Origin of the sequence: Pseudomonas sp. NBRC 111119 (assembly GCF_001320125.1) — a bacterium.
GTDB classification, from domain to species: Bacteria; Pseudomonadota; Gammaproteobacteria; order Pseudomonadales; family Pseudomonadaceae; genus Aquipseudomonas; species Aquipseudomonas parafulva.
The window spans coordinates 48,577-65,264 of the sequence record NZ_BCAV01000042.1 but is presented as its reverse complement, the minus strand read 5'-3'; the positions used below and the strand labels follow the sequence as shown (position 1 = coordinate 65,264).

Genomic DNA, 16,688 nt, shown 5'->3' with positions numbered 1-16,688 from the left:
ATCATTGACGACAAAGGGACTAGGTTATCATGCGTACACTCAATCGCCTGTTACTGCTCGGCCTGTTGGCAACCACGCCTGTCGTAGCCCTGGCGGCGGACGACGCGCCCTCGGCCGATCCCGAGGTGACCATTCGCACGGAAGGCGACAAGACCATCCAGGAATATCGCCAGAACGGCTTCCTGTATGCGATCAAGATCACACCGAAACATGGCAAGCCTTACTTTCTGGTACGCGCCGATGGCTCCGATGGCAATTTCATTCGTTCCGACCAACCGGACATGCTGATTCCGGGCTGGAAGATCTTCGAGTGGTAATCTGACGCGCACCGTTCACATCAACCCGGCACTTCCCGGCGGAAGTGCCTGCATGGGCAATCTTTCATCATGTCAGTCTTCACCCCCGTGACCCGGCCTGAGCTGGAAACCTTTCTGGCGCCCTACCAGCTGGGCCGCCTGCTCGACTTCCAGGGCATCGCCGCCGGTACCGAGAACAGCAACTTCTTCGTCAGCCTCGAACAGGGGGAGTTCGTGCTGACGCTGATCGAGCGTGGGCCCAGCGAAGACATGCCGTTCTTCATCGAGCTGCTCGACACCCTGCACGCCGCGGACATGCCCGTGCCCTATGCCGTGCGTGACCGTGACGGCAACGGCCTGCGTGAGCTGTGCGGCAAGCCGGCACTGCTGCAGCCAAGGTTGTCGGGCAAGCACATCAAGGCACCCAACGCCCAACACTGCGCCCAGGTCGGTGAATTGCTGGCACACATTCACCTGGCTACCCGCGAGCGCATCATCGAACGCCGCACCGACCGCGGGCTGGACTGGATGCAGGCCGCCGGGGCCGAGCTGCTACCGCGCCTCACCGCGGAGCAGGCTGCGCTGCTGAGGCCGGCACTGGCCGAGATGGCCTTGCACAAGGCACAGATCCTGGCGTTGCCCCGGGCCAATCTGCACGCCGACCTGTTCCGCGACAACGTGATGTTCGAGGGCACCCACCTGACGGGTGTGATCGATTTCTACAATGCCTGCTCAGGGCCGATGCTTTACGACCTGGCCATTACGGTGAACGACTGGTGCCTGAACGAGCAGGGCGGCGTCGATGCACCGCGCGCTCAGGCACTGCTGGCGGCCTACGCTGCACTGCGACCGTTTACGGCAGCTGAGGCCGAGCTGTGGCCAGAGATGCTGCGGGTAGGCTGCGTGCGGTTCTGGTTGTCGCGGCTGATTGCCGCTGAATCGTTCGCCGGCATGGACGTGATGATCCATGACCCGCGTGAGTTCGAGGTGCGCCTGGCGCAGCGTCAGCAGGTCAGCCTGCACTTGCCGTTCGCGCTGTAAACACGCGGTCGCGCGCGCCTGCGCCCCTCCGGCGCATGGCGCGTTATGGCACGGTTACAACTGCTCCAGGCACCCGGCCAGGTCATTGCCCAGCTTCTCCAGCAGGCGCTCATACCCTTTGCCATCTACCGGGTCTGTACCGCCCAGCGCGTCCAGCTCGGCCAAGCGCACCGGCAACCCTGCGGTCAGGGTCTCGGCCAGGCGTGGGCGCAGGGGCGGTTCGCTGAAGACACAGGTTTTGCCCACCTCCTGCAACCGCGTGCGCATGGCCGCCACATGCTGCGCACCGGGCTGTACCTCCGAAGCCACGCTGAACACGCCTGTGTGCTTCAGGCCGTACTCCGCCTCGAAGTAGTCGAACGCCTCGTGGAAAACAAAGTACGGTTTGCCTGCTACGCCCGCCACCCGGGCCTTGATCCGGCCATCCAGGGCATCCAGGCGCCCATCAAAGGCCTTCAGGTTGCTCTGGTAACGGGCAGCATTGGCAGGGTCCACCTGGGCAAGGTCAGCGGCCATCTTCGCGGCAATCACCCGTGCGTTGACCGACGATAACCACAAATGCGCATCCAGGCTGCCTGGGCGGTGATCATGGTCATGATCGTCCTGGGCCTCGTCATGGGAGTGGCTGTCCTCGCCAAAGTGGCGCAACTTCATGTTCGCCAGCGACTGCACCGCCACTGTGGGTTTGCTGCGGCTGCCCAGCACCCGGGGCAAGAAGCCCTCCATGTCCGGGCCGATCCAGTACAGCAGGTCGGCATCACCCACACGCCGCACATCCGAAGGGCGCAGCGCGTAATGGTGCGGCGAGGCACCGGGCGGCAACAGCACCTCAGGGCTGCCAACCCCGTCCTGAACGGCTGCGGCAATCTGCTGCAGGGGCTTGATACTGGTCAGCACACGCACGTCGGCGTGGGCTGAAAATGCGATGAAAGCGACAAACAGGGCCAGGAATCGGGACACGGTAGGTACTCGAATCGTCTAAAACAGGTAACATAATAACGTCTCTGTCCAGAACCGTCGCTGCCCATGTCCATCACGCCGCTGGCCAACCGCCCTCATGATCATTCCCATTGCGTACACAGCGCCCTGGCCGAAGCCGACGCGCTGTGCGCGCGCCAGGGCCTGCGCCTGACCGCACTGCGCCGCCGCGTGCTGGAGCTGGTATGGCAAAGCCATAAACCGCTGGGTGCCTACGACATCCTGGCGGTGCTCAGCGAACAGGACGGTCGCCGGGCGGCGCCCCCCACCGTGTACCGTGCGCTGGACTTCCTGCTGGAAAACGGCCTGGTGCACCGCATCGCCTCACTCAACGCCTTCATGGGCTGCAGCCACCCGGAACACGCCCACCAAAGCCAGTTCCTGATCTGCCGCGTCTGCCATGTGGCCATCGAGCTGGAGCAGGACAGCATCAGCGACGCCATCATCGGCAGCGCCAGGCACGTCGGCTTTACCGTCGAGAACCAGACCGTGGAAGTGGTGGGCCTGTGCAGCAATTGCCGGAGCGCAGCATGACCGACGCGCTCATCCGCCTGGAGCAGGTCGGCGTCACCTTCGGCGGGGAGAACGTGCTGGACAGCATCGACCTGTCGGTGGCACCCGGCCAGATCGTGACCCTGATCGGCCCCAATGGCGCAGGCAAGACCACCCTGGTACGCGCCGTGCTGGGGCTGCTCAAGCCACACCGCGGTTCAGTATGGCGCCGGCCCAAGCTGCGCATCGGCTACATGCCACAGAAAATCCAAGTGGATGCCACGCTGCCGCTCTCCGTGCTGCGCTTTCTGCGCCTGGTGCCGGGTGTTGACCGGGCAGCCGCCTTGGCAGCGTTGCACGAAGTGGGTGCCCAGCACGTGATCGACAGCCCGATCCAGACCGTGTCCGGTGGCGAGATGCAGCGCGTGCTGCTGGCCCGTGCCCTGCTGCGCGAGCCACAGCTGCTGGTGCTGGACGAGCCGGTACAGGGCGTAGACGTGGTCGGCCAGACCGAGTTGTACAACCTCATCACCCGGCTGCGCGATCGCCTCGGCTGCGGTGTGCTGATGGTGTCCCACGACCTGCACCTGGTGATGAGCGCCACCGACCAGGTGGTGTGCCTGAACCGCCATGTCTGCTGTTCGGGCCACCCGGAACAGGTCAGCGGCGACCCGGCGTTCGTCGAACTGTTCGGCCAGACCGCGCCAAGCCTTGCCATCTACCACCACCATCACGACCACAGCCATGACCTGCACGGCTCCGTGGTCGCCCCTGGCAACCCTGTTCATGGAGCGCACTGCAAGCATGGCTGATTTTCTTCTCTACGCCCTGCTTGCCGGCTTGTCCCTGGCACTGGTGGCCGGGCCGCTGGGCTCGTTCGTGGTCTGGCGGCGCATGGCCTATTTCGGGGACACCCTGTCACACGCAGCGCTGCTCGGCGTGGCCATGGGCTTTGCCCTGGATGTAAGCCCGGCGCTGGCAGTGACCGTGGGCTGCCTGCTGTTGGCCATTGTGTTGGTCACCTTGCAGCAGCGTCAGCCACTGGCCTCCGACACCTTGCTGGGCATTCTGGCACCCAGCACGCTGTCGTTGGGGCTGGTGGTGCTGAGCTTCATGCATGACGTGCGCATCGACCTGATGGGTTATCTGTTCGGCGACCTGCTGGCCATCAGCCCCACCGACCTGGCCTGGATCCTGGGCGGCAGCGCCCTGGTGCTGGTGCTGCTCGCGGTGCTGTGGCGGCCATTGCTGGCCGTGACTGTGCATGAAGAGCTGGCCATGGTCGAAGGCCTGCCCGTCGCCGGTCTGCGCATGGCGCTGATGCTGCTGATTGCCGTGGTCATCGCCGTGGCCATGAAGATCGTCGGGGTGCTGCTGATCACCTCATTGCTGATCATTCCGGCAGCTGCGGCGCAGCGTCACGCCCGCTCCCCCGAGCAGATGGCGCTAGGGGCCAGCCTGCTGGGCGTCACCGCGGTTTGCGGCGGCCTGGCGCTGTCTTGGTTCAAGGATACCCCTGCCGGCCCCTCCATCGTGGTGTGCGCTGCAATGCTATTCTTGCTGAGCCTGGCACTGCCAAAACGGTGAAAAACCGGCGTGCCGGGGCTGCCTCTGCAACCTTGGGCGAAGTAAAGGGTCTGTAAGACCTGTTTTCGAGCGTGCGCACCTGGGTGTAGACTTGCTCGCTTTTTGCGCAAATAGAGAGTCGCAGGAATGAAGCCGTTTGCCTCCCGTTGTCTGCTTGTTGCCGCGTTTTCCCTGTTTCTGGCCGCCTGTTCCCATGCCCCAGTAGAACAGGCCACCGCACCTGCCCAAGCCGATGCCTGGCAGCAGTTGCAACAAAATATTGCCAGCAATGAGCTGGCCACCGCCGAAGACCAGTTGGCCGCGCTGCAAGCGCAGGCGCCAGGTGACGCGCGTATCGAGCAATTCCAGCGCCAGCTGGCCGAAGCCTATCTGCAACGCAGCCAGATCGTGCTGCAGAAAGGTGACGTGAACGCAGCTGCCACAGCACTGGCCAGGGCCCGCGCATTGATGCCCCAGGCACCTGCCGTGATCGGTGGGGACCCGTTGACGCAAGCGCGTAAAGCCGAGTTGGCCAAGGCCGAGGCTGCGCTGCAGGCGGCCGAAGCCAAGCCAAAGGCACGGCTGATCGACCCGACAGCGCCCAGCACGGTCGTTGCGTTGAAAACCACGGATATTGGCGCTATGCGTCACCAGCTGGACGATATCGCCCAGGACGTCGTCAACTACCGATGCGAAGTGGTGTTCCAGGTGCCCCGCAGCGCTGATGCACCGTGGCTCAAGCGCCTGCTTGAGAAGCGTGTGCACAAGCTGGACAGCGGGTACAACCTGAAGCTCAAGCATGAGATTCAGCGTGCATTGCCGGCGCAGGTGGTTCTGGTCCCACACCAGCAATAACGCTGTAGGCCCCGCCAGCAGGCCGGCGAGAAAGGTCGCCGGCCACGGGCTGGGCGGTCAGGCTGGCACAGCCTCGGCTGCCGCTTCACGCTCCCAGACGCGGTGCCCTTCAACCGCCTTGACGAACGCGTCCACGGTTTTCTGGTCATCGCCTGTCAGCAGCCCCTTGTCCTCTTTGAGGCCAAGCGTTGCCAGCAGCTCCTTGGTCAGCACCATGGCCTTCAGGTGCTTGTAACCTTCAAGCAGGAAGTGCTTGGCCACGCCGCTGCCAGCCAGCGCATCACCAGAGGCTTTGCCCGCCGGTACGATAATGCCGTCGAACATCACCGACGGCATGCCCTCCATCGACGCATCCACCGGCAACTGCTTGCCGTCTGCGGCTTTCACCGGCGCCGACGTCGGCCCCAGCAGCATTGGGCGGGCACTCTGGGCTTCCAGTGCCTTGACCAGCTTGTCGACACTGGCCGCATCTACGCCATTGGCCACCAGAATGGCAATCTTGCGCCCCTTGATGCCCACCTTGCCCGGCAGGTTCATCTGGCTAAGCGTAGGCGACGTCGCCTGCTTGCTGCCCTTGACCTGGACCGTGCCGGCCGTGGGGGCGGGCAGGCCGAGATTCTCGGCAACTGCTGCCGCCAATTTCAGGTCGATGTTGGCCAGGATCTCATTCACCTGACGTGCGCGAATGGCCTCGCGCTCGACCTTGCCCAATTCAAAGCTGTAAGCCTTGATGATGTGCTGCTGCTCGGTCGGGCTCATGCTCTGGAAGAACAGACGCGCCTGGGAGAAGTGATCGCTGAACGAGTCGCTGCGCTGGCGAATCTTGTGCGCATCGATGCGTTCCTGGTAGCTCTCAAAGCCACCGTCACGGGCGCCCGGTGGGGTTTCCTTCGGCCAGCCCCCATCGATGGAATTAGGCTCGTAGGACGCTTGGCCCTTGTGCACGATGTGCTGGTGAATGGCATCGCGCTGGTTGTTGTGGAACGGCGCAACCGGGCGGTTGATCGGGATCTGGTGGAAGTTCGGCCCACCCAGGCGGCTGAGCTGGGTATCGGTGTAGGAGAACAGGCGCCCCTGCAGCAGCGGGTCATTGGTGAAGTCGATGCCCGGCACAATGTGGCCTGGGCAGAACGCAACCTGCTCGACCTCGGCAAAGAAGTTGTCCGGGTTGCGGTTGAGCACCATCTTGCCCAGCGGTGTAACCGGCACCAGCTCTTCGGGGATGAGCTTGGTCGGGTCCAGCAGGTCGAAGTCGAACTTGTGCTCATCGGCCTCCGGCACGATCTGCACGCCCAGCTCCCACTCAGGGTAGTGCCCGGTTTCGATGGCTTCGCGCAGGTCGCGGCGGTGGTAGTCGGTATCCTTGCCCGCCAGCTTTTGCGCCTCGTCCCACAGCACCGAATGCACGCCTTCGCTCGGCTTCCAGTGGAACTTCACGAAGCTGGCCACGCCCTCGGCGTTGACCAGGCGGAAGGTGTGCACGCCGAAGCCTTCCATCATGCGCAGGCTGCGCGGGATGGCCCGGTCGGACATGGCCCAGATGACCATGTGCGCCGATTCTGGCACCAGCGATACGAAGTCCCAGAAGGTATCGTGGGCCGAGCCGCCGGTCGGCATTTCGTTGTGCGGCTCGGGCTTAACCGCGTGCACGAAATCAGGGAACTTGATGGCGTCCTGGATGAAGAACACCGGCATGTTGTTGCCCACCAGGTCGAAGTTGCCTTCGTCGGTGTAGAACTTCACGGCAAAGCCGCGAACGTCGCGCACTGTGTCGCCCGAGCCGCGTGGGCCCTGCACGGTAGAGAAGCGCACAAACACCGGGGTGATCTTCTCAGGGTCCTGCAGGAAACCCGCCTTGGTCAGTTCGGCATGGCAGCCATAGCTCTGGAAATAACCATGGGCGCCCGTGCCGCGGGCATGAACGATACGCTCAGGGATGCGTTCGTGGTCAAAGTGGGTGATCTTCTCGCGCATGATGAAGTCTTCAAGCAGCGAGGGCCCACGGGGGCCAGCCTTGAGCGTGTTCTGGTTATCGGAGATGCGCACACCCTGGTTGGTGCGCAGCGCCTGCCCAGTGGCGTCACTGCGGTCGGCCTCCAGGCTCTGCAGCTTGGCGTTGGTGTTGGCCTTGTCTGGGCTCTGGTTGCCCGCAGCCTCGCTGTGCTTGGGGGCGTCCGTCTTCTTGCTGGGCATGTTCGGCTCTCCTCATCAGTCTTCAGGCGTGCCCGTTCGGGCTATGTTCTGGTAGTGACTGGAGGGGTTCGGTGAGCGTTCAATCAGGTTTACCAGTTGTCGACATATGCCCGTTAGCTTGGTCCAAAGCGAAATAAATGCTAAGAACAGCGGGTGGAAAAGGCTAAAATGCGCCACCCAGCCAACCGCTGACCCAAATTCATGCGCCCCACAAGGTTCGCTACGTGATCGAGTTCCAACAGGTACACAAGACCTACCGCGTCGCCGGTAGGGAAATCCCCGCCCTTAACCCGACTACCCTCACCATCGAGAATGGCCAGGTGTTCGGCCTGATCGGCCATTCCGGTGCCGGCAAAAGCACCATGCTGCGCCTGATCAACCGCCTGGAAGAGCCTTCCGGCGGCACGATCATCGTCGATGGCGAAGACGTCACCGCGTTCAACGCCACCCAGTTGCGCGGCTTCCGCCAGCAGGTCGGGATGATTTTCCAGCACTTCAACCTGCTGGCATCCAAAACCGTCGCCGACAACGTCGCCCTGCCACTCACCCTGGCCGGCGAACTGTCGCGCAGCGAGATCGACAAACGCGTCACCGAACTGCTCGCCCGCGTCGGCCTGTCGGACCACGCTCGCAAGTATCCGGCACAGCTCTCGGGTGGCCAGAAGCAACGCGTGGGTATCGCCCGGGCGTTGTCGACCAACCCCAAGATTCTACTGTGCGACGAGGCGACCAGCGCCCTCGACCCGCAGACAACCGCCTCGGTGCTGCAATTGCTGGCCGAGATCAACCGCGAGCTGAAGCTCACCATCGTGCTCATCACCCACGAGATGGATGTGATTCGGCGGGTCTGCGACCGTGTTGCGGTAATGGACGCCGGCCATATCGTCGAGCAGGGCTCGGTGGCCGATGTTTTCCTGCACCCGCAGCACGCCACCACCAAGCGCTTCGTTCAGGAAGACGAGCAGGTGGACGAAGGCGAGCAGCGTGACGACTTCACCCATGTGCCGGGCCGCATCGTGCGCCTGACCTTCCAGGGTGATGCCACTTATGCCCCGTTGCTGGGCACCGTGGCACGTGAAACCGGCGTGGATTACAGCATCCTCGCCGGGCGTATCGACCGCATCAAAGACGTCCCCTATGGCCAGCTCACCCTCGCCTTGATTGGCGGTGACATGGAAGCGGCCTTCGCCCGCTTCAAGGCAGCTGACGTTCATATGGAGGTACTGCGTTGATGGACGCCCTTAATTTCTTCGCCAACGTCGACTGGGCCGAAATCTGGCTGGCCACCGTCGACACCATGATCATGCTGTTCGGTTCGCTGTTGTTCACCGTGCTGCTGGGCCTCCCCCTGGGCGTACTGCTGTTTTTGTGCGGCCCCAAGCAGATGTTCGAACAGAAAGGCGTTTACGCGCTGCTGTCGTTGGTGGTCAACATCCTGCGCTCGCTGCCGTTCATCATTCTGCTGATCGTGATGATCCCGATCACCGTACTGATCACCGGCACCTCGCTGGGCGTCGCTGGCGCCATTCCGCCGCTGGTGGTGGGTGCCACGCCGTTCTTTGCCCGCCTGGTGGAAACCGCCCTGCGAGAAGTGGACCGCGGCATTATCGAAGCCACCCAGTCGATGGGCGCCACCACGCGCCAGATCATCACCAGCGCCTTGCTGCCAGAAGCCCGCCCGGGCATCTTCGCCGCCATTACCGTCACCGCCATCACCCTGGTGTCGTACACCGCCATGGCCGGTGTGGTCGGTGCGGGCGGCCTTGGCGACCTGGCCATCCGCTTTGGTTACCAGCGCTTCCAGACTGACGTCATGGTCGTCACGGTGGTGCTGTTGCTGGTGCTGGTGCAAGTGCTGCAAAGCGTCGGCGACAAGCTTGTCGTGCATTTTTCCCGTAAGTAACCCCAATGGGGCAGACCCGTTCGGGGGCCGTCGCGGCCCTCACAAGGAGTGATCAATGAAGAAGCTGCTTGCTGTTGCTGCCGCCGTGGCGGCCTTTTCGGCCCAGGCCGATACCCTGACCGTCGCTGCCTCGCCGGTGCCCCACGCGGAAATTCTCAACGTCGTCAAACCACAGCTGGCGAAGGAAGGTGTAGAGCTCAAGGTGAAAGAATTCACCGACTACATCCAGCCCAACGTGCAGGTTGCGGAGAAGCGCCTGGACGCCAACTTCTTCCAGCATCAGCCGTACCTGGATGAGTTCAACAAGGCCAAGGGCACTGACCTGGTGAGCGTGACCGGCGTGCACATCGAGCCGCTGGGTGTTTACTCGGGCAAGCTGAAGAAGCTGGACGAGCTGCCTTCCGGCGCCACCGTGGTCATCCCCAACGATGCCACCAACGGCGGCCGCGCATTGCTGCTGCTGGACAAGGCCGGGGTGATCAAGCTCAAGGACAACAAGAACATCCTGTCGACCGTGAAGGACATTGCCGAGAACCCGAAGAACATCAAGTTCCGCGAGCTCGAAGCGGCGACCATTCCGCGTGTCCTGACCCAGGTGGATGCCGCCTTGATCAACACCAACTATGCGCTGGAAGCCAAGCTGAACCCGGAGAAAGACGCCCTGGCCATCGAAGGGGCGGATTCGCCGTACGTGAACATTCTGGTTGCCCGGCCGGACAACAAGGATTCGGACGACATGAAAAAACTCGCGGCTGCACTGCATTCGCCTGAGGTGAAGCAGTTCATCACCGAGAAGTACAAGGGCGCCGTGGTTCCGGCGTTTTGATGTGATGGTCATGGGGCCGCGTTGCGGCCCCTGAAACCGTTGGCGCAGGCTCACCCGCGAACGGGCAGAGCCGACAGCCTCAGTCCTGCTTCACCAATGCCGGTAACCGGGCTACCAGCTTCTGGTTGTTGAACGGCGCACGTATGAACCCCCGCTGGCGCCCGTCCGGGCCGACCACCGCCAGGTTGCCACTGTGATCAACCGTATACCCCGGCTTGCTGGTATCTGCCGGGATGAACGGGATGCTCAAGGCATTGGCCAGCTTCTGCGTATCCTCGATCGACCCTGCCAGCCCGACGAAGTCCTTATCAAAGTAAGCCAGGTACTGCTTGAGCTGGTTGGGCGTGTCGCGGTTGGGGTCCACACTCACCAGTACCACTTGCAGGCGGCTTAACGCCTCCTGGGGCAGCTCGCTTTTTACCTGGCGCAACTGCGCGAGGGTGGTCGGGCAGATATCCGGGCAATAGGTATAGCCAAAGAACAGCAGCGACCATTTGCCCTTCAATTCGTCCAGGTGTACCGGCTGGCCGTCCTGGTTGGTCATGGTCACATCGGGCACCGCGCGGCTCTGCGGCAGCAGGATGATGCCTGCATCGATCAGCTCGGTGGGGTTTACCTGGCCCCGGCCGTTGAGCACCTTGTTGACGGTAAGGCCCAGGATCAGCGCGACCAGGGCAACGAGGATGAAGACGGTTTTCTGGGTTCGGGTCATAAGCTCGGCAACAGTTCGTGGTCAACGGGCGCCGCGATCAATGGCGCGCACAGGAAGCCGATAGAGTACGCGAAGGTGCTGGCCACTGCATGCGGCCGGCTGCCACGGGCCGGTATCGGCATGGGCCAGCGGGGTGAGGCGCCAGGCTGCGGTGATGCGCGGCTTGTCGACCACGCGGATGCGGAAGTTGACTAGCACCATGGCCAGCAACAGCACCGCACCCCCCGCGTTATGCAGCACGGCAACGGCCAACGGCACGTGCAGCAGCACATTGGCGACCCCCAGGCACAGCTGCAGCCCCAGCGCCGCCAGCACCATCACCGCCAGCCCGCGCAAGTGCAACCGATGCAGCTTCCAGCCAAGCAGCAACAGCACACACGTCACCATCAGCGCACCCAGGCGATGGCTGACATGGATGGCCGTGCGCGCATCGCTGTCCAGCTGCCCGCCCAGGTAGTTGGGCCCCACGTGCTGGGTGAGGTGGAAACCATTGCCGAAATCGGCGGCCGGCCACCATTGGCCATGGCAGGTGGGCAGGTCAATGCAGGCAACGGCAGCGTAGTTGGCACTCACCCAGCCACCCAAGGCAATCTGGCCGATCACCACCAGCAATGCCAGGGCTGCCGTGCGGCGCAAGCTCAACGGCAGCTTGGGCATTGGCGGCAGGCGCCCGCACAGGCGCAGCGCCAGCAAAAACAGCAGGCTCACGGTGGTGAAGCCGCCCAACAGGTGCGCAGTGACCACCTGCGGCCACAACTGCAGCGTTACTGTCCACATGCCGAAGGCCGCCTGGCCCAGCACCACCGCAAGCAGCAGCAAGGGCAGGCGCCGGGGCTGGCCATCGCCAGGGTGACCACGCAATGAGCGCAAGGCCAACCAGGCAATGACCAACGCCAGCACACCAGCGAAATAGCGGTGGGTCATCTCTGCCCAGCCCTTGGCTTGCTGCACCGGGTGGTCCGGGAAATGCCGCTCGGCGTGGGCCAGTTGGGCGTCGGTCTTGGGCACGGTGAGCATGCCGTAGCACCCCGGCCAGTCCGGGCAGCCCAACCCGGCATGGGTCAGGCGGGTGTAGGCGCCCAGCAACACGACCATCAAGGCCAGCAGGGTGGCGAACACAGCAAGGCGAAATCCAGGTCGGGCCATGGTGTTTTCCTAGCCGATGTTGGACAGCTTGAGCAGGTGGCGCAGGTCGTCGAGGACATGCTTGCCGTTCACCCCGGCGTCATAGCGCAGCACCAGGTTGCCATGAGGGTCGACGATCCACAGCTGCGGCCCGGGCTGGTTCACACGCTGCCGGTAACGCACAGCATCCAGCGCATAACGTTGCAGCCGTGGGTATTCGCGACCGAGCAGCGCCTGGTAGGGGGCGCTCAGGGGGTGGGATGCGGCCAGGGCATGGCTGGCACGGCTGGCATCGCGGCCCAGGCCAACCTGTATCTGCCGGGCCAGGTACACCAGCCGCTGGCAATCGTCGGCGCACTCCGCGGGTGCCGTGACCAGCAGCTGCCAGCGCTCATCCTGGCCCGCCACGCCCAGGTCGGCGCGGCCTTCGCCATTGCCAACCAGCACGCCATGGAAGCTGCGGCCATCCGGCACCCAGAACCCCAGCTTGTACATGCAGGTGGCCAGCACCATGGGCCCGATCACCAGCAACAGGATCAACAGCAGTTGCAAGCGCCCGCGGGCCTTGCGCTTGCCGTGTTCAGGCGCGGTCAGTGGCGTGGCGGTGGCCATGGCGTTTCTCCTTGTGCTGATGCCAGCCGAAATAGAGGTAGAGCACCACCAGGGCAATGGCCAGGGCGAACCACTGCACGGCATAGCCCACGTGCTTTTCCGGGCCCATGGCCACTGCCGGCCAGCCGAGGCGATAGGCAGCGGGGCCAGGTTCGAGCCGTAGCTCGTGGGCAAAGCCCTCACGCCCCAGCTGTTGCCACAGGCCGCCGGGGTCGACGGCCGTCAGCAGGTGGGGCCATTGCCCGCCGACAGGGTCGGCGTGCAACTGGAATGGGCTGCCGGGGGCGACATAGACAGAGGCCTGCAGTGCCAGCGCCTTGGCTGGGGTGTCGAAGCGCACCGGTACGCGCCGGTCGGGCCATGCCAGCCAGCCGCGGTTGATCAGCACCCACGCACCGCTCGGTTGGTCGTAAAAGGGTTGCAGCAGTTCCACACCGACCTGGCTATCGCGCATGCGGTTGTCCAGCAACAGGCTGTGCTCGGAGTCAAAGCGCCCGTACAACTGCACGCGGCGGAAGGCATCATCACCCGCCGGCGCCAGTTGCGCGACAGCCAGCGGCGGCTCGGTGCGCCGTTCGGCGTAGGCTGCCAGCAGCACCCGCTTCTGCTCGGCCCGCCCCAACTGCCAGCAGCCAAGCGCGATCAAGCCAGGCAGTAGCGCCAGCACCGCCAGCGTCGGCAGCCAGCCAGGGCAAAAGCGCCTCAGCGTGGCCGTACCCGGTGGCTCGCTATACTTGTCCACATTCCTGCACCTCTTCGGAGTAGCGCCATGCTCAAGGCTGCGATTGTGCTGATGCTGTTGGCCACGGTTGCCAGCCTGTTCAGTGGCCTGGTGTTTCTGGTCAAGGACGATGAAAACTCCACACGCCTGCTCAAGGCACTGACCGTGCGGGTCACCCTCGCAGCATTGACCATCGGCTTGGTGGCCTGGGGGTTCATCAGTGGTCAGTTGGTTTCACATGCCCCGTTTTAAGTGCCGGCCTTCAAACCACATACACAAAGATAAACAGCCCTATCCACACCACGTCGACGAAGTGCCAATACCAACTGGCCGCCTCGAAGCCAAAGTGTTTTTCCGGGCTGAAATGCCCACGCAGAATGCGCACGAACATCACCAGCAGAATGATCGTGCCCAGGGTCACGTGGGCGCCGTGAAAACCGGTGAGCATGAAAAACGTAGCGCCATAGATGCCGGAGCCCAAGGTCAGCCCCAGTTGCGTGTACGCCTCGTGGTACTCGTAGGCCTGCAAGGCAATGAAGCTGGTGCCTAGCACCAGGGTCAGTGCCAGCCACAGTTTCAGCGCAGTGCGGTGCACTCGGCGCAGGGCATGGTGGGCCAGGGTGATGGTGATGCTGGAACTGACCAGCAACACCGTATTGATCAACGGCAGGTGCCACGGGTCAATGACGCTCTTTGGGGGCGGGAACAGCTTGGGGTCCGGCGTGTGCAGCAACGGCCAGGTGAATTCGAAGCTTGGCCACAGCATGTGCGCCACCCCCTTGGCGCCATCGCCGCCCAGCCAGGGCCCGGCCACTACCCGCACGTAGAACAGCGCACCGAAGAAGGCCAAAAAGAACATCACCTCCGAAAAGATGAACCAGCTCATGCCCCAGCGGAACGAGCGGTCCAGCTGCGGGCTGTAGAGGCCGGCCCGGCTCTCGCGCACCACAGCACCGAACCAGCCGAACAGCATGTAGGCCAGCAGCAATGCACCGATGAAGAAGATCAACGGCCCATGGGAGCCAGCATGCCCGGCCTTGATGTCATTGAACCAGGTACCCAGCCCGAACACCGTCACCAACAGCCCGAGCGAGGCGATGATCGGCCACTTGCTCTGCGCCGGAACGTAATAGTGCTGGTGGTTTGCCATGACGGTGCTCCTTCCCTCAGCGGGCGCGCCCTGGGTCAACCGCCGAGGCCTGGGCGACGGGCGGGTGACGGGCGGTGATGTCGAACAAGGTGTAGGCCAGGGTCAGGTGCTTCACACCGGCAGGCAAGTCACGGTCGACGATGAAACGCACCGGCATCTCGATGCGCTCACCGGGCTGCAACACCTGCTGGGTAAAGCAGAAGCACTCGGTCTTGTGGAAATACGCTGCAGCCTCGGCCGGGGTGATGCTGGGGATGGCCTGGGCGCTCATCGGCCGGTCGGTGGGGTTGCGGGCAATAAAGATCATCTGGTTCACCGCACCCGGGTTCACCTGCAACTGGTCGGCGCTGGCGTAGAAGTCCCAGACCATGTCGCTGGCATTGGTGGACATGAACTGCACCCGCACCGACCGGGTTGTATCAGCCAGCTGGCTACCCTCGTACTGCCCGCCGGTCTTGCCATTGATACCAAAGGCCTTGCACATCACGTCGTAGAGCGGCACCAGGGCAAAGCCAAAGGCGAACATCACCACCGTCAGCATCAGCAGGCGCAGCACCAGGCGTTTGAGCGACAGGCCGTTCATGGCGATGGGTTACTCCACGTCAGGTGGCGTCTGGAAGGTGTGGTAGGGCGCAGGCGAGGGGACCGACCATTCCAGCCCCTCGGCCCCATCCCAGGGTTTGGCAGGGGCCGGCTCGCCGCCCCGTATGCACTTGATGACGATGAACAGGAAGAACACCTGCGTGGCGCCGAACAGAAACGCGCCAATCGAAGACACCATGTTGAAGTCGGCAAACTGCAGGTTGTAATCCGGAATACGCCGCGGCATGCCCGCCAGCCCGACAAAGTGCATGGGGAAGAAGGCCATGTTCATGCCGATGAACGACAGCCAGAAGTGCAGTTTGCCGAGGGTTTCGTCGTACATGTGGCCGGTCCACTTCGGCAGCCAGTAATACGCCGAGGCGAAGATGCCGAAAATGGCACCGGGTACCAGTACATAGTGGAAGTGCGCCACCACGAAGTAGGTGTCGTGGTACTGGAAGTCGGCGGGGGCGATGGCCAGCATCAACCCCGAAAAGCCGCCGATGGTGAACAGGATGACGAAGGCAATGGCAAACAGCATGGGCGTTTCGAACGTGAGCGAGCCTTCCCACATGGTACTGACCCAGTTGAACACCTTCACCCCGGTAGGCACCGCAATCAGCATGGTGGCGTACATGAAGAACAGCTCGCCCACCACCGGTATGCCCACCACGAACATATGGTGCGCCCATACGATGAAGGACAGGAACGCAATGGCGCCTGTGGCATACACCATGGAGGTGTAGCCAAACAGCGGCTTGCGGGAAAACGCCGGGATGATCGAACTGACCGCGCCGAAGGCCGGCAGGATCATGATGTACACCTCGGGGTGGCCAAAAAACCAGAACACGTGCTGGAACAGCACCGGGTCACCGCCACCGGCAGCGCTGAAGAAGCTGGTGCCGAAGTGGATGTCCATCAGCATCATGGTCACCACGCCGGCCAGCACCGGCATCACCGCGATCAGCAAAAATGCGGTAATCAGCCAGGTCCACACGAACAGCGGCATCTTCATCAGGGTCATGCCCGGTGCACGCAGGTTGAGGATGGTGGCAATCACGTTGATTGCCCCCATGATCGAACTGATCCCCATCAGGTGGATGGCGAAGATGAAGAAAGTGACACTGGCCGGTGCATAGGTGGTGGACAAGGGCGCATAGAAGGTCCAGCCAAAATTCGGCCCGCCGCCAGGGGTGAACAGGGTCGAGACCAGCAACAGGAACGCCGCCGGCAGCAGCCAGAAGCTGAAATTGTTCATGCGCGGCAGGGCCATGTCCGGGGCGCCGATCATCAGCGGGATCATCCAGTTGGCCAGCCCCACGAAGGCGGGCATCACTGCACCGAACACCATGATCAACCCGTGCATCGTGGTCATCTGGTTGAAGAAGGCCGGCTCCACGATCTGCAGGCCGGGCTGAAACAGCTCGGCGCGGATCACCATGGCGAACGAGCCACCCAGCAGGAACATGGTGAAGCTGAACCACAGGTACAGGGTGCCGATGTCCTTGTGGTTGGTGGTGAGCACCCAGCGCATCAGGCCCTTGGCCGGCCCATGCGCATGGCCTTGGGCGTGGTCATCGATCACTGCACTCATGTCCTGTCTCCTGCAACCTGTGGGTCGCCAAGGCCCCGGCGG

19 protein-coding genes are annotated in these 16,688 nt (G+C 63.2%); 10 read left to right on the top strand and 9 right to left on the bottom strand.

What is annotated here, in order from left to right; all coding sequences use genetic code 11:
* Positions 1-29: 29 nt before the first annotated feature.
* Both APH25_RS16215 and APH25_RS16210 read left to right on the top strand, forming a co-directional pair.
* Entirely contained in the window at positions 30-317 is a 288-nt protein-coding gene (locus tag APH25_RS16215; protein WP_028633124.1) for a DUF2782 domain-containing protein, read from the top strand.
* A gap of 69 nt (positions 318-386) precedes the next feature.
* Complete coding sequence (locus tag APH25_RS16210; protein WP_028633125.1) at positions 387-1,337, top strand: homoserine kinase; 951 nt, start codon at positions 387-389, stop codon at positions 1,335-1,337.
* Positions 1,338-1,391: 54 nt separating this feature from the next.
* Here APH25_RS16210 and APH25_RS16205 read toward each other — a convergent pair whose 3' ends face one another.
* Entirely contained in the window at positions 1,392-2,297 is a 906-nt protein-coding gene (locus APH25_RS16205) for a zinc ABC transporter substrate-binding protein (protein WP_060482608.1), read from the bottom strand.
* 66 nt (positions 2,298-2,363) lie between these two features.
* On the opposite strand from APH25_RS16205, the gene zur reads away from it, so the two are divergent.
* The 4 genes from zur (at position 2,364) to APH25_RS16185 (ending at position 5,228) form a co-directional block, all read left to right on the top strand.
* A complete protein-coding gene (zur, locus tag APH25_RS16200) occupies positions 2,364-2,849 on the top strand; it encodes a zinc uptake transcriptional repressor Zur (protein ID WP_028633127.1) in 486 nt (161 codons plus the stop codon).
* Positions 2,846-3,619: a zinc ABC transporter ATP-binding protein ZnuC gene (gene znuC, locus APH25_RS16195; RefSeq protein WP_028633128.1), complete on the top strand. Its 774-nt coding sequence runs from the start codon at positions 2,846-2,848 to the stop codon at positions 3,617-3,619. Before zur ends, znuC begins: the two co-directional genes overlap by 4 nt.
* Entirely contained in the window at positions 3,612-4,394 is a 783-nt protein-coding gene (znuB, locus tag APH25_RS16190; protein ID WP_028633129.1) for a zinc ABC transporter permease subunit ZnuB, read from the top strand. The genes znuC and znuB overlap by 8 nt, the downstream gene beginning before the upstream one ends.
* A 126-nt stretch (positions 4,395-4,520) precedes the next feature.
* Complete coding sequence (locus APH25_RS16185) at positions 4,521-5,228, top strand: PA5502 family lipoprotein (protein WP_060482607.1); 708 nt, start codon at positions 4,521-4,523, stop codon at positions 5,226-5,228.
* A 57-nt stretch (positions 5,229-5,285) separates the two neighbouring features.
* Here APH25_RS16185 and katE read toward each other — a convergent pair whose 3' ends face one another.
* Positions 5,286-7,421 (bottom strand): catalase HPII, encoded by a 2,136-nt coding sequence (gene katE / locus APH25_RS16180; protein WP_060482606.1) that lies wholly within the window; start codon positions 7,419-7,421, stop codon positions 5,286-5,288.
* Positions 7,422-7,645: 224 nt separating this feature from the next.
* On the opposite strand from katE, the gene APH25_RS16175 reads away from it, so the two are divergent.
* The 3 genes from APH25_RS16175 to APH25_RS16165 are packed head-to-tail and all read left to right on the top strand — an operon-like array spanning position 7,646 to position 10,150.
* Entirely contained in the window at positions 7,646-8,653 is a 1,008-nt protein-coding gene (locus tag APH25_RS16175) for a methionine ABC transporter ATP-binding protein (RefSeq protein WP_028633132.1), read from the top strand.
* Positions 8,653-9,324, top strand: coding sequence for a methionine ABC transporter permease (locus APH25_RS16170; protein WP_028633133.1), 672 nt, complete (start codon positions 8,653-8,655; stop codon positions 9,322-9,324). Before APH25_RS16175 ends, APH25_RS16170 begins: the two co-directional genes overlap by 1 nt.
* A gap of 55 nt (positions 9,325-9,379) precedes the next feature.
* The gene (locus APH25_RS16165) at positions 9,380-10,150 is read left to right on the top strand and encodes a MetQ/NlpA family ABC transporter substrate-binding protein (RefSeq protein ID WP_060482605.1); all 771 of its coding nucleotides are present in this window, start codon (positions 9,380-9,382) and stop codon (positions 10,148-10,150) included.
* Positions 10,151-10,229: 79 nt separating this feature from the next.
* Here the strand turns inward: APH25_RS16165 and APH25_RS16160 are convergent, their stop codons facing one another.
* Genes APH25_RS16160 through APH25_RS16145 form a run of 4 tightly spaced genes read right to left on the bottom strand, consistent with a single transcriptional unit; the run spans position 10,230 to position 13,305 of the window.
* Positions 10,230-10,862, bottom strand: a complete 633-nt coding sequence (locus tag APH25_RS16160; RefSeq protein ID WP_028633135.1) for an SCO family protein — start codon at positions 10,860-10,862, stop codon at positions 10,230-10,232.
* A 21-nt stretch (positions 10,863-10,883) separates the two neighbouring features.
* Positions 10,884-12,008: a heme A synthase gene (locus tag APH25_RS16155; RefSeq protein ID WP_082428346.1), complete on the bottom strand. Its 1,125-nt coding sequence runs from the start codon at positions 12,006-12,008 to the stop codon at positions 10,884-10,886.
* Between the two features lie 9 nt (positions 12,009-12,017).
* Positions 12,018-12,599 (bottom strand): hypothetical protein, encoded by a 582-nt coding sequence (locus APH25_RS16150; protein ID WP_060482642.1) that lies wholly within the window; start codon positions 12,597-12,599, stop codon positions 12,018-12,020.
* Positions 12,568-13,305, bottom strand: a complete 738-nt coding sequence (locus APH25_RS16145) for an SURF1 family protein (RefSeq protein WP_060482643.1) — start codon at positions 13,303-13,305, stop codon at positions 12,568-12,570. Before APH25_RS16145 ends, APH25_RS16150 begins: the two co-directional genes overlap by 32 nt.
* Before the next feature lie 63 nt (positions 13,306-13,368).
* On the opposite strand from APH25_RS16145, the gene APH25_RS16140 reads away from it, so the two are divergent.
* On the top strand, positions 13,369-13,572 hold the full coding sequence (locus APH25_RS16140; protein ID WP_054902213.1) for a twin transmembrane helix small protein: 204 nt from the start codon (positions 13,369-13,371) through the stop codon (positions 13,570-13,572).
* Positions 13,573-13,582: 10 nt separating this feature from the next.
* Here the strand turns inward: APH25_RS16140 and APH25_RS16135 are convergent, their stop codons facing one another.
* The 3 genes from APH25_RS16135 to ctaD are packed head-to-tail and all read right to left on the bottom strand — an operon-like array spanning position 13,583 to position 16,646.
* On the bottom strand, positions 13,583-14,470 hold the full coding sequence (locus APH25_RS16135; RefSeq protein ID WP_060482604.1) for a cytochrome c oxidase subunit 3: 888 nt from the start codon (positions 14,468-14,470) through the stop codon (positions 13,583-13,585).
* A gap of 16 nt (positions 14,471-14,486) precedes the next feature.
* A complete protein-coding gene (locus tag APH25_RS16130) occupies positions 14,487-15,053 on the bottom strand; it encodes a cytochrome c oxidase assembly protein (RefSeq protein WP_060482603.1) in 567 nt (188 codons plus the stop codon).
* 9 nt (positions 15,054-15,062) lie between these two features.
* Complete coding sequence (gene ctaD / locus APH25_RS16125) at positions 15,063-16,646, bottom strand: cytochrome c oxidase subunit I (protein WP_060482602.1); 1,584 nt, start codon at positions 16,644-16,646, stop codon at positions 15,063-15,065.
* Positions 16,647-16,688 lie beyond the last annotated feature (42 nt).

Coding starts and splice junctions, on each gene's coding strand:
- APH25_RS16155 (WP_082428346.1), bottom strand. CDS start 12,008: ATGGCCCGACCTGGATTTCGCCTTGCTGTGTTCGCCACCCTGCTGGCC.
- znuC (WP_028633128.1), top strand. CDS start 2,846: ATGACCGACGCGCTCATCCGCCTGGAGCAGGTCGGCGTCACCTTCGGC.
- APH25_RS16160 (WP_028633135.1), bottom strand. CDS start 10,862: ATGACCCGAACCCAGAAAACCGTCTTCATCCTCGTTGCCCTGGTCGCG.
- APH25_RS16140 (WP_054902213.1), top strand. CDS start 13,369: ATGCTCAAGGCTGCGATTGTGCTGATGCTGTTGGCCACGGTTGCCAGC.
- APH25_RS16150 (WP_060482642.1), bottom strand. CDS start 12,599: ATGGCCACCGCCACGCCACTGACCGCGCCTGAACACGGCAAGCGCAAG.
- katE (WP_060482606.1), bottom strand. CDS start 7,421: ATGCCCAGCAAGAAGACGGACGCCCCCAAGCACAGCGAGGCTGCGGGC.
- APH25_RS16170 (WP_028633133.1), top strand. CDS start 8,653: ATGGACGCCCTTAATTTCTTCGCCAACGTCGACTGGGCCGAAATCTGG.
- zur (WP_028633127.1), top strand. CDS start 2,364: ATGTCCATCACGCCGCTGGCCAACCGCCCTCATGATCATTCCCATTGC.
- ctaD (WP_060482602.1), bottom strand. CDS start 16,646: ATGAGTGCAGTGATCGATGACCACGCCCAAGGCCATGCGCATGGGCCG.
- APH25_RS16130 (WP_060482603.1), bottom strand. CDS start 15,053: ATGAACGGCCTGTCGCTCAAACGCCTGGTGCTGCGCCTGCTGATGCTG.
- znuB (WP_028633129.1), top strand. CDS start 3,612: ATGGCTGATTTTCTTCTCTACGCCCTGCTTGCCGGCTTGTCCCTGGCA.
- APH25_RS16135 (WP_060482604.1), bottom strand. CDS start 14,470: ATGGCAAACCACCAGCACTATTACGTTCCGGCGCAGAGCAAGTGGCCG.
- APH25_RS16165 (WP_060482605.1), top strand. CDS start 9,380: ATGAAGAAGCTGCTTGCTGTTGCTGCCGCCGTGGCGGCCTTTTCGGCC.
- APH25_RS16210 (WP_028633125.1), top strand. CDS start 387: ATGTCAGTCTTCACCCCCGTGACCCGGCCTGAGCTGGAAACCTTTCTG.
- APH25_RS16215 (WP_028633124.1), top strand. CDS start 30: ATGCGTACACTCAATCGCCTGTTACTGCTCGGCCTGTTGGCAACCACG.
- APH25_RS16185 (WP_060482607.1), top strand. CDS start 4,521: ATGAAGCCGTTTGCCTCCCGTTGTCTGCTTGTTGCCGCGTTTTCCCTG.